This is a genomic window from Bacillus thuringiensis (assembly GCF_001455345.1).
GTDB classification, from domain to species: domain Bacteria; phylum Bacillota; class Bacilli; order Bacillales; family Bacillaceae_G; genus Bacillus_A; species Bacillus_A thuringiensis_N.
This window is the reverse complement of sequence record NZ_CP013274.1, coordinates 3,203,521-3,217,045: the sequence shown is the minus strand read 5'-3', so window position 1 is coordinate 3,217,045 and position 13,525 is coordinate 3,203,521. Positions and strand designations below refer to the sequence as shown.

Genomic DNA, 13,525 nt, shown 5'->3' with positions numbered 1-13,525 from the left:
AATGATGACTTTTGATGAATATGAAGTAGCGATCAATAGTGAGTTTACTTTACAAGGTACGATTACAAGGCCCAATGTTGACGGGAAGTATGCGGCTGTTGTCATTATCGCGGGATCTGGGGAGATTGATCGTGATGGAACGATTGTACCGCTAAAGCTTGCGTCGAACATATATAAAGATTTAGCGCATATATTGGCGCAACTGGGCGTGGTGACGCTCCGCTTTGATAAGCGCGGAGTAGGAAAGAGTGACGGAGATATCATGAAGACTGGAATGTGGGATTTAGTTAGTGATATAGAGTCTACGATTACGTATTTAAAAGAACAACCATTTGTTGATCCAGAAAATATCATTTTGGCTGGTCATAGTGAAGGGTGTATGTTGGCAACAGTAGTAAATGCAAGAACACAAGTTAATGGGCTCATCCTTCTTACAGGAGCTGCGGAATCATTAGAAGAAGCTACGAAAAGACAAAGAGAAATTGCATATAAAGAACTAAAAGAGCAGAAAGGAATAAAAGGAAAACTAATGCGTCTTCTCAATGTGGAGAAACGTGGAGAAAAGCAGATGGAAAAAATAAAAGAGAAAATGATGAACACAGAAAAAGATACGATTAAAGTTGGTTTTAAACCGATGAATGCAAAATGGTTTAGAGAGCATTTTCAGCATGATATTTATAAAGATTTACAACAAGTAACATGTCCAGTACTAGCTATTGCTGGTGATAAAGATATTCAGGCTGACCCTGAAAGAGCGAAGCGTATTGGTGATTATGTGAAGGGTGATTCTGAAGTACATGTAATAAAAGATATGGATCATAGTTTGAAAAGTTTTGAGGGGGATTTCAAGGCTTTAGAGTTTAAAAAGAATTATGAAGAAGGGGCGGGAAAGCCACTTCATCCAGAGTTGGAAGAAATAATTGTGAATTGGATGGAATCATATTTTATCCCAGGTAGTAGGACTCTTACATCAAAATTAGGTGAATATGAGGAAGATGGAAGGGAGAGTAACTGCCTGTAAAAGACGGACTGGTGTGGGGGAATAGTAGGTGTAAGTACTTCTGTAGTTTCAAACATATTCCCCTGATTGTAGGTTCTATAAACACCCTATAAATAATCCAGGCTATTTAATATTAGGAGGAAGCCAACTATACACATAATCCATGATAGAGCCGATCCTGTACTATTAGCAATTTTCATTCGAAGCTTCTCGAGAGGTTTTTGCATCCACCGACCAAATAGGAGATAGAAGAGAAACAGTACGAGAGAGGGCAATACCATAATAAAGTTGTATCCCGCTAAAATAGAAGACCATTCTATCCATGATAGATTAGAAGTAGTCAGTATACCAATTGCCGCAAAATAAGGAAATGCAGTACCCGCTTCAATTAATGTAGTAGTGAATCCTAGTGCAATCATTGAAAAAGTACTTTTTGTTTTTGGTGAAGGGATCTCTGAATTTTTCTTAGGTGGAATATAAAAGCTTGCGATGAATAATATGACGCCAATAATAAATAAAAACCAGCTTACGATTCGATTTTGAAATAAGCCAGAAATAAATTTAAACAAAAAATCTAATCCTAACATGAGTGAAACGCCAACAGCAAAATAACATCCTGCTACGGTCAATAAATAAACGAATAAACGTTTCGTAAGATTCTCTTTATCTGTTAAAAGTAGATATATTGTTACTCCTATTGTAGTAGGGCTTAGCGTATCTAATATGGCCAATCCGCCTATTAGGAGAAGTTGTTCTGTACCCATCGCTCGTGCCCCCTTATCTCGACTCAGGATGATTCTTTTCAGTCATAAAAATGGCATATGCCTCGTTCATAAACTGAAGCACATCTTGATCAATTGGATATAAATTTAGCTTCTCTGATTGTTTTGGAGACATCCGTATCTCCCAAAGCTTATCTAAAAATTCATCCTCACCTTCAAATTCTTCTAAGCGTTTTTCCTCCATTCTTCTTATGATATTTTGAACTTTCGTTGCTTTTGGGCCGTCCTTCATATAACGCTTTAACTGACCTATGAGAGCAATCCATTCGAGTGAATCAGAACAGTCACTTGCCATCTTAGGAACCTTTTCTAATAGTTTTATTTCTTTTTCTTTAAATATAGATTCGCGATAATACTGTTGTATTTCTTTATCTTTGCTGGATAATTGCATGATCTTCTGAATCGCGATCCAGCTTTCTTCTCCTTCTATCGCAATTCCATTTATCATTTCCCGTAACGATAATTCTATTTTCTTTAAATTTTCCTGCTCATTTATTACATAAGATAATTGGCTCTTTAAACTATCCAACCAATCCCACTCATTGAAGTCAAGCATATGTTTAATCTCTTGTAACGGAAATCCAACCTTTTTTAAAAATTGAACTTGCTGAAGTTTTTGTATTTCTTCATTTGTATATAAACGATGGCCACCCTCTGTTTTGGATGCTGGTTTTAATAATCCGATTTTATCGTAATAACGCAGTGTCCTTACTGTAACGCCTGTCAGTTCTGCAACTTTATTAATGTGTATCAACTGATAAACCTACCTTTCTACACGTTAAGATTTTATCTTTAACGATTATTTTCTTATTTCGCATCTAACCTTCTTTACTAAGAAGATTTTTAAGTAAGTAGCCGGCTCCTAATCCAATCAGTGCACCAGGAAATCCATGATCCAGTAGCAGTCCAATACCTGCACCTATAATGACACATCCATAAATAATAATATCGCCCTGTTTCATATGAAAACCTCCTATTTTTCTAATTTCTTTTATGAAATTGCTAAATAGTAGCTACTTAACAGTATATAAAATGACCCAACGTCAACTTCAAGTGTTTTTGATTATTATTAATACATTTATATAAACCTTTAAAGCGCCCTCTAACGGAAGATTTAATTTCAAAATATTTTGCGGGCTTATCGTTCCAAAATATTTATACTAAAATATATAATACGGGGGTGTGGTTAATGGGTAGAAAGATTAGTTTTAATAAAGAGCAAGCTTTAAATAAAGCTATGTATTTATTTTGGGAGAAAGGTCATAAGCCGAGCTACTCTCTACGATAGTTTTTGAGGTAAGGATGCACTATTTAAACTAGCTGTGGAACATTATAAAAACTTTGGTGCCTTAGCATACAAAATTCACGTATTGTTCTTGCTATCCTGAGGTGAAATGGGAGGGAATGTCTTTTGGGAAGCATGCCTGTAAAGTTATTTTTTAAATCAATCCTATTTTTTTTCTTATGCGGTATTGTTGTTTATTCTATATTTCAGATTATGTTTGTCTGGAGTGCTTCGACAGGATTAGGAAGGGATGATATAGTCGGATTTTCTGATAATAAGTATGTAATTGGTCGTCCACCTGTTAGCTATAATTTATATAAAAAAGATAGTGGGGAAACTATATTAGATAATGTTATTGGTTATAAAAAAGGAAAAACGAAAAGCTATGTTCGGAATGAAATCGAATTTGTAGTGATAAATGAGATAAAGGGTAGCTATGAATTGTATAAAATAGAAAAGGCTTCAGAAAAGGATATAGAACGGCTGAAAGAAATGCAGAAATTAGAATGAAAGAGACTATTTGAAGGATAAAAATGCTGTTGGGTTGAAATAAAATTTAATAAAAGACTAACTTCAGGATTTTTCATTTTTAACAAACTTAATTGGAATTTTACAAATGCACACATGTTATTGTTAAATCTAAAAAATGTTTTAGACTGATAACTGAGTTTTATTTCGTGAAAAAAGTCAGCATAAAAATAAAGCATTAGGAGTTCAGTCCCATGTCTATCAAACTAATTAAAGTTTCTTTTTCAGGGATAGAAAGGAAATGAAATCATGGAAAAATCAATAAATAGTGAATTGATTGGAATGTTTATTTTTAATGAAACTTTTCATACATATGAACAAAACGAAGGAAAAGTACATTGGGGATTGGATATTGGAAAAGAACTTGTACATGTACATGAAATGATGAAAAGAGCAGAAAAGCTTTATGTATGTATAGAAGAATTTGATAAAAAAGCTAAGGTTGCTATAGCGGAAGAATTAATAGAGTATAAAAATGATTTTTGGCCTGAATATGATGAGAATGATGAACATTTAGATTGGGATGCTGTAGATGCAGGAGAATATGATATGGCGAAAGAAACATTTGAGCAGTCTATTACTGTTATGGACATTGTAATTAGAGAAAATGATATATATTGCGAATATAATGATGGAGATTTATTTGGTGGCCATAGAATCCATGCTTTTTTTGACAATGGGTACAATTTATTAGCTGCAGAGATTTAGTTTTGTCATTATTATAAGATAACGGTGAAATACTAGGTAGAGAGTTGCATAGTTTTAACGTATTATCCGAAAGAAATCTTCTATCTGGTGCGTGTGAAAGGCGATAGTCTAGCGGTAGGTGGGAGATTTCTTTCGGTTTGGCGTAGCCAAGCCTTGGGTTTTCCTATTTATTTCGCCCCTGATATAATCATTCTTATAAGAGGTAAAGTTGGGTATAACAATGAAAGTAGATAATAATTGTGTAATGTTCAGGTTGTGTGATCACCGTCATAGCTTATGGGAAATGAAGCGGAAAATAAGGTGAACGGATATGATAAAGCATAATAAGGCGTACAAATTCCGTTTGTATCCAACAGAAGAACAAGCACATCTCATACGTAACACGTTTGGATGTGTACGCTTTGTTTATAATAAAATGCTGGCTGAGCGAAAAGAAGTAGAAACAGTTGTTGGGTTAGACTTCGCAATGGCTGAATTATACGTGAGTAGCGAAGATGAGAAAGCCAATTATCCTCGCTTTTATCGTCAGATGTTAGACAGATTAGCAAAAGCACAACGAGTATTAGCAAGGCGCATAAAAGATTCAGCTCGCTGGAAGAAATAATTGTGAAGTGGATAGAGGCGCATTTTATCTCGCAATATGAGGGGAAAAAGACTTCCAGCTCGATATAAGGCGGAAGTAAGAAAGCTTAATTGTTTGTAAAAGCTCGGTTGTTGTAGGTGGATGTAGTTTAGTGTTTAGATTATAAGTTTTTTTGCGGTTTTTTATATTTTAAAATGGAAAATACGATTAATTAACTGATTAAAAACGAACATTAAAAACACTTTTGATAAAAATGTTCACATTTAGATTGCGTGTGCACTAAAAGTTTGATATATTACCAATATAATAATTTTACACATCATCACTCGTATATACTCGGTAATATGGTCCGAGCGTTTCTACCTAGTTCCCAATGAAAGAACTGGACTACGGGTTAAAGTATTCGGTCGCTCTATGTAATATGTGCTACCGATCTATAATTTTGCATGTGCTTAATTAACTTTGACTACCGTAGTTCTAGAAAGTAGAGATTCTTCTACAATTTCTAGAACTTTTTTGTTTGGACCAAAAGCATCGAGTATAGAAAACAACAAGAGAAAAAGGAGATTATTTATGAAGAAGAATACGTTGAAAAAATGTGCTGCCCTAGTAACTACTGTTGCATTGTCATTCTCGATACTTGCGGGATGTAATGCGAGTCCGAAACAAGTTGAGGCAAAAAGCAATCAAAAACCAATCTTAATTCAAGGTCCAATGCCGATAGAAGCTGAAAAGTTTGCAAAAAGGTTAAAAAATGTCAAAGAAGAAAAGTCTGGAACTTTCGTATTTTATAAAGGAACTGTCGACAATTATCCTGTAATCGTAGCGAAAACAGGTAAAGGAATGGAAAATACAGCAGCCGCTACAGCAGTAGCTATTGAAAAATATAAGCCTCAGGCGATTATTAACCAAGGAACATCAGGTGGACATGATCCAAATTTAAATGTATTTGATATTGTTTTAGGAAAACAAGTTGCAAATATAGGTTCATTAAAAACAACAAATATGGATGAGAATCAAGGAATTGAGCCGACAAAATGGATATCTATGGATTTAATGGCTTCTGAAGGAAGTGCAGGAGAAGATCCAAATGCTGAGAAAATCCGATACTACGAAGGAGATAAGGATTTACTTGCAGCAGCTCATGCAGTAAAAGATAAATATACAAAGGGTAAAGTAGTTGAAGGTACGATTGGTTCAGCAGATGTTTGGAATAATGAAGTGGATAGAATTAAGTGGTTCCATACAAAATACGGTACATCTGTAGAAGAAATGGAAGGCGCTGCAGCAGCGCAAATCGCAAAAGCGTATGACGTACCATTTTTAGGAATTCGAGTGTTATCTAACAATAAAATAAACGGAGGAAAATACAATCCAAACACAGCAGCGGCAAATCAAGAATATGTATATGAAGTAGTTAAAAAATATATAGGTTCTATGCAAAATAAGTAGTAGTTCTATTCCAACATAAACGTCAAGAAATCCTAATAGTTTCTGAGACGGGTAGATTTATCTTGGGAATGGTAGTTTAAAAAGAAAAGCTTGTTTCTTATAAAAAATATAAGAAACAAGCTTTTTTTATTTAAAATAAATTGGGTAATTAAACTATAACATCAATATATATCGTTGAATATCATAATAATATAATGGAGGTGATGTTATATGGCTCTTACTACAGGACCAATTGAAAACGTTGGAAATCAACCTGCTAATGCAAATAGAGTTAGGGTGAAAATCCTTAACCGTACTGCGGGCCCACTTACTGGAGTAGCTAGAGTTTTTAGACTTGACGGTTCATTAGTATTAATTGAACAGGTAAACTTCAATGTGAATTCTAATGCTTCTAATTTTGCAACTCTAAGTTTAGTTCATCCTGCTTTTGGACAAGCATTTGAATATGAAGTTCAAATTGTTCCTAATCAACCTGGTGGACTATATAGTGTTTATGGACTAACAGCTGAAAGTGTTATCATTACTGCACAACGTGTTGTGAACTCAGAATTGACACAGTTTCTTTAAGTAAAATAGATTGGTGCCTACATGGTATCCAATCTATTTTTGTACGTATTATTCAGAGAAAGAAAGGTTTTACACAAAAATAAAGACAGTTATGGAAAAAGGAAAAGTCGAGCTATCATCTTAATTTTTATTATTTCTGTCCTAAACGCTATCTTTTTTGTTGTATGGTTTTCTTTGAATGCTTTTTATTCAAACTGCTTTTTGAAGTATTTATCAAATATGCATTATTGCATAAATAAATTGAAATTTATAAGTTAACATTAAACTACTTTTAAATTGCAAAGAATATTTTAACAATCTTTACTAGAGAGGAATATTCCTTGTGAAAAGTAGATAAGCCAAAAGTGTGGAAATGATACAAACTCATTAGAGTTTTGTATTAAATAAAAAGAAAAGGGGTATGGGTTTCTAAAGAGTTTTTTTGGGTAAGAAAGCATTTTTTAGTGAATAGCTTCAAATTATATATTAAAGGGGAAATGGGTATATGAAGTTTCGAAATACAAAAATTGCTATGGTTACACTATCTTCATTTTTTATTTTAGGTTCTGCATCTCTATCATTCACAGATACTATACACGGTGAAGTAGCTTCTGCATCACCACAAGAGATTACTGTAAAAAGCTATGACGATACATATTATAATAATGCAATAGGAAAGACTGGTTTAGAATTAAAGAAGGAACTTCATAATATTATTGATGATCATACAAAGTTATCATACAGTGCGGTTTGGGATGCGCTAAGAGATACTGATGAAGATCCGAATAATAAAAATAATGTGATACTCTTATATACGGGGCGTTCGCAAGGGAAACTTACGAATGGTTCAGGAGTTGATAACTGGAATCGAGAGCATGTTTGGGCAAAATCACACGGTGATTTTGGAACGACTGCAGGACCTGGAACAGATTTGCATCATTTAAGAGCGACGGATGTATCTGTAAATAGTTCACGTGGAAATCTGGATTTTGATAATGGTGGTGTGAATCATTCGGAGGCGACAGAATGTAAATATGATAGTGATTCTTGGGAACCTCGTGATAGTGTAAAAGGGGATATCGCTAGAATGCTATTTTACATGGCAGTTCGTTACGAGGGAGACAACGGTGAAATAGACTTAGAACTAAATGAAAAGGTGAATAACAATAAAGACCCATACATGGGCAAACTATCCGTTTTACTAAAATGGAATGAACAAGACCCGGTCGATGATTTAGAGAAAAAGCGTAATGAAGTGATTTTTACGAAATATCAACATAATCGTAATCCTTTCATTGATCATCCGGAATGGGTAAATAAAATTTGGAACTAAAATATTTAAAGGTATTTTATCTTGAGAAAAGGGATTAATCATTATGATTAATCCCTTTTTATATCTATACTAGAATAAGTGATTTTTATAGGATTGGAGAGGAGAACAGGATAGATATTTTATCAAGTTAAGTATAATAGGAGTCTTTTAATACGGTCCCCACTCAATATTAACCCCAACAATAAGAAAAATCAGTCCAATAATAAACCAAATGAATGCAAGTGGAGCCATAAATCGAATCCATTTTCCGTAAGAAATGCCGCTCGCCGCGAGTACTCCCATTAAAACACCGGAAGTTGGATTGAGGCAGTTCACTACACCCTCGCCGAGCATAACAGCTTGTACTGTAACTTGGCGCGTAATGTGCATGAAATCAGCTAATGGAGCTAATATCGGAATGAAAATAACAGATTCACCTGTTCCAGATGAAATAAGGAAATGTAATGCGGCACTACTTACATACATACCGATAACGCCAAATACCGGGCTTTGTCCTTCGAGAGACTGTGCGAGTTGGTTAACGATTGTATCAAGTAATTTTCCTTGTTCTAAAATGACTGAAATACAGCGGGCCATTCCGACGATTAGAGCACCGTATATGAGATTTTGGCAGCCTGCTAGAAAAGTAGAAGCGATATCGTTTGCTTTCATACCACCTATTATTCCCGCTGTAATTGCGATGAAAATAAAAGTAGCGGTCATTTCTGCGTCTGTCCAATGTAGACGGAAAGCGCCTATTAAAAATACAATTAATGATAAAGCCGAAACGAGTAAAATTAATTTGTGACGTATTGTCCAAGGAACTTCAGTTTTCTCTATTTCTTTCTCACTTGAAAGAGCATTACTTGGAAACCAGTTGTCGCCGAGAATGCTTCCTTTATTCGATTTTTTTAAACGTTTTACATACCAATTAATATATAGAATGGTAGCGAGTAAAAAAGATATATAGATTGCTGTGCGTAAACCAATTCCCGAAAACATCGGAAGTTCTGCGATTTTTTGTGAAATGCCTAAAGGTGAGGGAGATAAAATAGTAGCATTAAAACCAGCATAAGTACCTAAATAAATAATTGCTACGCCGACGATAGCGTCCCATTTCAATGTGCGTGCCACGATGATGCCGATGGGGATAAAGCCGATAACTGAGTTAACGATAATACCAGTCGTTCCGAGAATAGAAAAAAGTGCGGCGACAATGCATATAAATAGTAATTGCTGATTACGGAATTTGTTAATAACATGATAGATTAAACCGTCAAGAGCGCCTGTTTTTTCAAGAATGGCAATGGCACCACCGGTAAATAAAATTAAAAAGATGATCGGAGCAGCAAGTGTCATTCCTTTTTCAATAGCAGTAAAAAAAGAAACAAAACCTACTGGCGATTGTGGAACAGAATGGTAACTTCCTGGTATTGTCGTTGTAACAGTCCCGTTTGTCACTCTTTTAAATTCTCCAGCAGGAACGAAATAAGTAGCTATTGCACAAAGTAAAGCAATAAAAAATAGTAGTACGTACGCGTCAGGCATTTTAAACTTTCGTTTACTAGGTTGTTTTTTTACCTCAGTTTGTAATTGCATAAAACCCCTCCTTTTTCACTTTGTTAATTTTCAATATTCTGAAATTTATCTGTGAAATAGATTATAATAAAGGTGGCTTCTTAAGGCAATAGTTTTTCTGTCCTTTCACGCACATACAAATTATTGCAACATTAGACAGGGAAACGAAAGTAATTCAAGAATATGTTAAATAGAAAGTAAAAGGAAAAGAGGGAAAAAAGATGTGGAAAACTACGGATCTATGTGATGAGTTTGAAAAGGAATTACAAATATGTCGCCAATCTTTTCTGTCTTTTGGGAAGAAAGAACAATTCTACGGGAAAATTGCAACGGTAAAAGTGAAGGATGATAATGTACTAGTGAAGGAAGGATTACAAACATTACCAGAAGGAACGGTATTAGTTGTTGATGGCGGAGCATCTACGAATTGTGCGTTACTCGGTGATAATTTGGCAGCTATTGCGGAGGAAAGAAAGCTAGCAGGAATTATTGTATATGGATACGTTCGTGATTCTAGTGAACTAAAGAATATAAATATAGGTATTTTAGCGTTAGGGACAATGCCGAATAGGAGTGTAAAAGAAGGGAAAGGAGAACGAAATATTTCATTGCAATTTGGGCAAGTTGAATGGAAGCCGAATGAATATGTGTATGTGGATGAAGATGGCGTTATTATTAGTGAAAAAAGTTTGCATCGTTAAAGGTTAGTACGTTACTATTCTTAGAAAATAAATCCAATAAAGCATGGACAAAATTCTATGTCAATAGTAAAATAATACAGAAATTTATAATTTACAGAATGTATAGGTTTATCGTTTTACGATAACTTAAATGGAAGTAAGTTGTGCCTAGGAAAGTGAATGTTATCACAATGATACGTTCATGAACAAAATTATTTTTCCTATACAAATATAGCCGCGAATGATGCGGGTAGGAGGTGTTGCACAGTTTGTTCGACACTTACAAAAAAAGAGTGTCAATTGCACGCCCTTGTAGGGCCTTTTTTTGTGTGAATAGTAGTAAGGGAGGAAATTTTGGGATGGCAATCTTTAAAAAATGGCTGCTTACGTCGTTAATGGCAGTTACACTTGTATTTGTTTCTTTTGCGAATACAGTACATATTACGTTTGCTGAAGGAAATACAGCAAAACTTGCAATTATTGGTGAATCACAAAAGGGCATTATGTTATGTCCGAAAGAAGAGCAAATTAAAGATGGGGAAACAGCTTTAAGTTTGCTGCAAAAAGTCATGGGGGACAAAGTAGAAGCTGAAACGATGTCGTTTGGAACGTATGTGAAAGGCATTGATGGGCTAATGGCCGGGGCTACAAGTGGCTGGCTGTATGATGTAAATGATAAATCTGCAGAAGTTGGAGCGGATAGTTATAAATTAAAATCTGGAGATGTTGTTGTTTTTCGCTTTGTTTCAGACTGGAGCAATATGAGTCAAGAAACATTACAACAAACATTAGATAAATTTGGTACTTGTAAAACGATAGAAGAACCAAAGACAGATGATCCAAAACAAGAAAAACCAGAAGAACCCAAAATAGATGATCCGAAACAAGAAAAGCCAGAAGAACCAAAGACGGATGATCCAAAACAAGAAAAGCCAGAAGAACCAAAAACAGATGATCCAAAACAAGAAAAGCCAGAAGAACCAAAGACGGATGATCCAAAACAAGAAAAACCAGAACAACCAAAACAAGAGAACATTCAAGTTCCAGCAGCACAAGTAAATGAAGCAATCTCTAAGACATCTGAAAAGATGTTACAAGATGGAATTGAAAGTGATTGGGTAGCATTAGGCCTTTCTCGTTCTGGAAAGAATGTGCCAATTGAGGCAAAATTAAATTATGTTAATGCAGTAACTGAAAAAGTAGAAAAGCGCATGAATCGTTTTTCAGCGACAGATTTAGCTAGAACGATTATTATGATGAATGCAATGCATGCAGACCCGAAAATGGTAGGCGGACATAATTTAGTTCAAAAATTGTACGAATCAGATAAAGTAAATTCTGTTACAGGTTATACATTTGCTTTACTGGCATTTGATACGAAGAAATATGAAGTTCCAGTGAGTTCAAAATGGAATCGAGTTGCTTTAGTAGAGGCAATTATAAACGCGCAACATACGGATGGCGGCTGGACTTACGATAGTGCAAGCAGTAAAGATAGTGCTAGTAGTGTTGATGTAACAGGTATGGTTTTATCAGCGTTAGCTCCTTATCAAGACCGAGCAGATGTGAAACCAGCTGTGCAAAAAGCTGTTGCATACTTATATAATGAACAACTAGAAAATGGTGGTTTCTCTGCTGATGGACAAGAAAATTCTAATAGTGCTGCACAAGCAATTATTGGACTATCACTTGTAAAAGATGTAGATCAAAATCGTCTACATAAGGCAATGCAAAATCTACTATCATATCAACTTCCAAATGGTGAATTCAAATGGTTACCAAGTGATCAAAACGGTAGCGGAATGGCTACAGAGCAAGCGTTATTAGCTTTACTTCAGTTTAAAGATCTTGGGAAATCGATTTATGACTGGTCAAATGTATCTGTTCCTGAAATCGATAAGAAACCAAATGTAGATTCAGAAAATATTGTAGTAGAAAAAGAAGTTACTGAACAACCACAAGAACAAAAACAAGTACAACAAGAAACAAAAGATGACAATTTAAAAGTTGTTGTCGATAATGAACCGGTTAAAAATAAAAAGTCTGGAAACGGTAGCACACTACCGAAAACAGGAGCATCTTCTCATAGTGCAGCGACAGAAGTAGGTATGGGTGTATTATGTATTGCTTCTGCATATGTATTATGGAGACGTAAAGCAGCTTAACAAAAATTAGGAGCAATCATTTGCTCCTAATTTTATTATGAAAGGTGAGGGGCAACATGAGTAAGATGAAATGGTTTATTTCTTTACTGCTTTCACTTGGGCTACTTGCCGGATGTGAAGAGGCAGCTGTAAAGCCTGAGAAGAAAGTAGAACCAAAGCAAGAAGAGGTAGCAAAACAAGAAGAGAAAAAAGATGAAGCGAAGCCGGAAGAAAAACCGGAGGAAAAACAAGCTGAACAAGAGCAAAATAAGCAAGAAGAGCAGAAAGAGAAACAAGAACAAAAAGTAGAAGAGAAGCCAAAAGAAGAAAAGCCACAGGCACAACCGGAAGTAAAGAAAGAAGAGAAACCTCAGGAACAGCCTGCTGTTAATAAACAATCGGAACAACAAAAAGCACAAGAAGAGAAACAACAACAACCGAAAGCGCAAGAAGTAAAAGAAGAAGCGAAGGTTGTGAATCAGCCGAAAGAAACACCGAAGCAGGAGCAAAAAGTTGATCCGAACAAAGAGGAGAAAACGATACCGACTCCGGCAGTACCAAAACCAGAACCACCAAAACCAGATCCAGTACCAGTACCTAAACCACAAGCAAAACAAGTCACTATCTCAGTAAAAGGTAATGAAGGATACTTATTAGGTGCGAAAAAGGTTGATGTACAAGAAGGCGATACTGTTTATAAAGTATTGCAACGTACAGGTTTAGATGTGGATGCGAATGGATCTAAAGGCGATATTTATGTAAAAGGGATTAATGATTTATATGAAAAAGATATTACAGCTACTAGTGGATGGAAATATCGTGTGAACGGTGCGTTTCCGAACCATAGTGCAGGTGTAGTAACAGTTAAACCAGGAGATACAATTGAGTGGGTGTATGTACTAAAATAAGAAAGGCATTCGGTAAAGG

The 13,525-nt window shown here is 35.2% G+C and carries 13 protein-coding genes, 2 pseudogenes and 1 riboswitch; of the genes and pseudogenes, 11 read left to right on the top strand and 4 right to left on the bottom strand.

The features are described 5' to 3' along the window. Window positions 1–4 precede the first annotated feature (4 nt). Entirely contained in the window at window positions 5–1,021 is a 1,017-nt protein-coding gene (locus ATN06_RS16720) for an alpha/beta hydrolase (protein WP_060633157.1), read from the top strand. A gap of 86 nt (window positions 1,022–1,107) precedes the next feature. On the opposite strand, the gene ATN06_RS16715 is transcribed toward ATN06_RS16720, so the two are convergent. From ATN06_RS16715 to ATN06_RS29250, 3 genes are all read right to left on the bottom strand, one after another. Continuing rightward, window positions 1,108–1,764, bottom strand: coding sequence for a GAP family protein (locus tag ATN06_RS16715; RefSeq protein ID WP_060631579.1), 657 nt, complete (start codon window positions 1,762–1,764; stop codon window positions 1,108–1,110). Window positions 1,765–1,777: 13 nt separating this feature from the next. Then, a complete protein-coding gene (locus ATN06_RS16710; RefSeq protein ID WP_060631578.1) occupies window positions 1,778–2,536 on the bottom strand; it encodes a MerR family transcriptional regulator in 759 nt (252 codons plus the stop codon). A 64-nt stretch (window positions 2,537–2,600) separates the two neighbouring features. After that, the gene (locus ATN06_RS29250; RefSeq protein WP_000808927.1) at window positions 2,601–2,744 is read right to left on the bottom strand and encodes a hypothetical protein; all 144 of its coding nucleotides are present in this window, start codon (window positions 2,742–2,744) and stop codon (window positions 2,601–2,603) included. A 227-nt stretch (window positions 2,745–2,971) separates the two neighbouring features. Here ATN06_RS29250 and ATN06_RS29820 point away from each other — a divergent pair. The 7 genes and pseudogenes from ATN06_RS29820 to ATN06_RS16665 all read left to right on the top strand — a co-directional run. Next, a pseudogene (locus ATN06_RS29820) lies at window positions 2,972–3,074 on the top strand (TetR/AcrR family transcriptional regulator); the annotation flags it as partial. A 128-nt stretch (window positions 3,075–3,202) separates the two neighbouring features. Beyond that, complete coding sequence (locus ATN06_RS16695) at window positions 3,203–3,577, top strand: hypothetical protein (protein WP_012644490.1); 375 nt, start codon at window positions 3,203–3,205, stop codon at window positions 3,575–3,577. 267 nt (window positions 3,578–3,844) lie between these two features. After that, a complete protein-coding gene (locus ATN06_RS16690; RefSeq protein WP_060631577.1) occupies window positions 3,845–4,303 on the top strand; it encodes a DUF2262 domain-containing protein in 459 nt (152 codons plus the stop codon). A 310-nt stretch (window positions 4,304–4,613) separates the two neighbouring features. Further along, window positions 4,614–4,904: pseudogene (locus tag ATN06_RS16680) on the top strand (helix-turn-helix domain-containing protein); the annotation flags it as partial. Window positions 4,905–5,192: 288 nt separating this feature from the next. Next, window positions 5,193–5,296, top strand: a riboswitch (purine riboswitch). A gap of 163 nt (window positions 5,297–5,459) precedes the next feature. Then, complete coding sequence (locus ATN06_RS16675; RefSeq protein ID WP_060631574.1) at window positions 5,460–6,338, top strand: 5'-methylthioadenosine/S-adenosylhomocysteine nucleosidase; 879 nt, start codon at window positions 5,460–5,462, stop codon at window positions 6,336–6,338. Window positions 6,339–6,548: 210 nt separating this feature from the next. Then, entirely contained in the window at window positions 6,549–6,905 is a 357-nt protein-coding gene (locus ATN06_RS16670; protein ID WP_060631573.1) for a hypothetical protein, read from the top strand. A gap of 484 nt (window positions 6,906–7,389) precedes the next feature. Next, window positions 7,390–8,217, top strand: a complete 828-nt coding sequence (locus tag ATN06_RS16665) for an endonuclease I family protein (protein WP_060631572.1) — start codon at window positions 7,390–7,392, stop codon at window positions 8,215–8,217. A 147-nt stretch (window positions 8,218–8,364) separates the two neighbouring features. Here ATN06_RS16665 and ATN06_RS16660 read toward each other — a convergent pair whose 3' ends face one another. Continuing rightward, the gene (locus ATN06_RS16660; protein ID WP_060631571.1) at window positions 8,365–9,795 is read right to left on the bottom strand and encodes a YfcC family protein; all 1,431 of its coding nucleotides are present in this window, start codon (window positions 9,793–9,795) and stop codon (window positions 8,365–8,367) included. Between the two features lie 200 nt (window positions 9,796–9,995). Between ATN06_RS16660 and rraA the strand changes: the two genes are divergently transcribed. The 3 genes from rraA (at window position 9,996) to ATN06_RS16645 (ending at window position 13,506) form a co-directional block, all read left to right on the top strand. Then, window positions 9,996–10,475: a ribonuclease E activity regulator RraA gene (gene rraA / locus ATN06_RS16655; protein WP_060631570.1), complete on the top strand. Its 480-nt coding sequence runs from the start codon at window positions 9,996–9,998 to the stop codon at window positions 10,473–10,475. Window positions 10,476–10,813: 338 nt separating this feature from the next. Next, the gene (locus ATN06_RS16650; RefSeq protein ID WP_060631569.1) at window positions 10,814–12,619 is read left to right on the top strand and encodes a DUF4430 domain-containing protein; all 1,806 of its coding nucleotides are present in this window, start codon (window positions 10,814–10,816) and stop codon (window positions 12,617–12,619) included. 56 nt (window positions 12,620–12,675) lie between these two features. After that, window positions 12,676–13,506, top strand: a complete 831-nt coding sequence (locus tag ATN06_RS16645; RefSeq protein WP_060631568.1) for a DUF4430 domain-containing protein — start codon at window positions 12,676–12,678, stop codon at window positions 13,504–13,506. The last annotated feature ends 19 nt before the right edge of the window (window positions 13,507–13,525 follow it).

What these genes read in the sequence shown, in the direction of transcription:
- ATN06_RS16720 (WP_060633157.1), top strand. Translation starts at nt 5, where the DNA reads ATGACTTTTGATGAATATGAAGTAGCGATCAATAGTGAGTTTACTTTA.
- ATN06_RS16715 (WP_060631579.1), bottom strand. Translation starts at nt 1,764, where the DNA reads ATGGGTACAGAACAACTTCTCCTAATAGGCGGATTGGCCATATTAGAT.
- ATN06_RS29250 (WP_000808927.1), bottom strand. Translation starts at nt 2,744, where the DNA reads ATGAAACAGGGCGATATTATTATTTATGGATGTGTCATTATAGGTGCA.
- ATN06_RS16695 (WP_012644490.1), top strand. Translation starts at nt 3,203, where the DNA reads ATGCCTGTAAAGTTATTTTTTAAATCAATCCTATTTTTTTTCTTATGC.
- ATN06_RS16690 (WP_060631577.1), top strand. Translation starts at nt 3,845, where the DNA reads ATGGAAAAATCAATAAATAGTGAATTGATTGGAATGTTTATTTTTAAT.
- ATN06_RS16675 (WP_060631574.1), top strand. Translation starts at nt 5,460, where the DNA reads ATGAAGAAGAATACGTTGAAAAAATGTGCTGCCCTAGTAACTACTGTT.
- ATN06_RS16670 (WP_060631573.1), top strand. Translation starts at nt 6,549, where the DNA reads ATGGCTCTTACTACAGGACCAATTGAAAACGTTGGAAATCAACCTGCT.
- ATN06_RS16665 (WP_060631572.1), top strand. Translation starts at nt 7,390, where the DNA reads ATGAAGTTTCGAAATACAAAAATTGCTATGGTTACACTATCTTCATTT.
- ATN06_RS16660 (WP_060631571.1), bottom strand. Translation starts at nt 9,795, where the DNA reads ATGCAATTACAAACTGAGGTAAAAAAACAACCTAGTAAACGAAAGTTT.
- rraA (WP_060631570.1), top strand. Translation starts at nt 9,996, where the DNA reads ATGTGGAAAACTACGGATCTATGTGATGAGTTTGAAAAGGAATTACAA.
- ATN06_RS16650 (WP_060631569.1), top strand. Translation starts at nt 10,814, where the DNA reads ATGGCAATCTTTAAAAAATGGCTGCTTACGTCGTTAATGGCAGTTACA.
- ATN06_RS16645 (WP_060631568.1), top strand. Translation starts at nt 12,676, where the DNA reads ATGAGTAAGATGAAATGGTTTATTTCTTTACTGCTTTCACTTGGGCTA.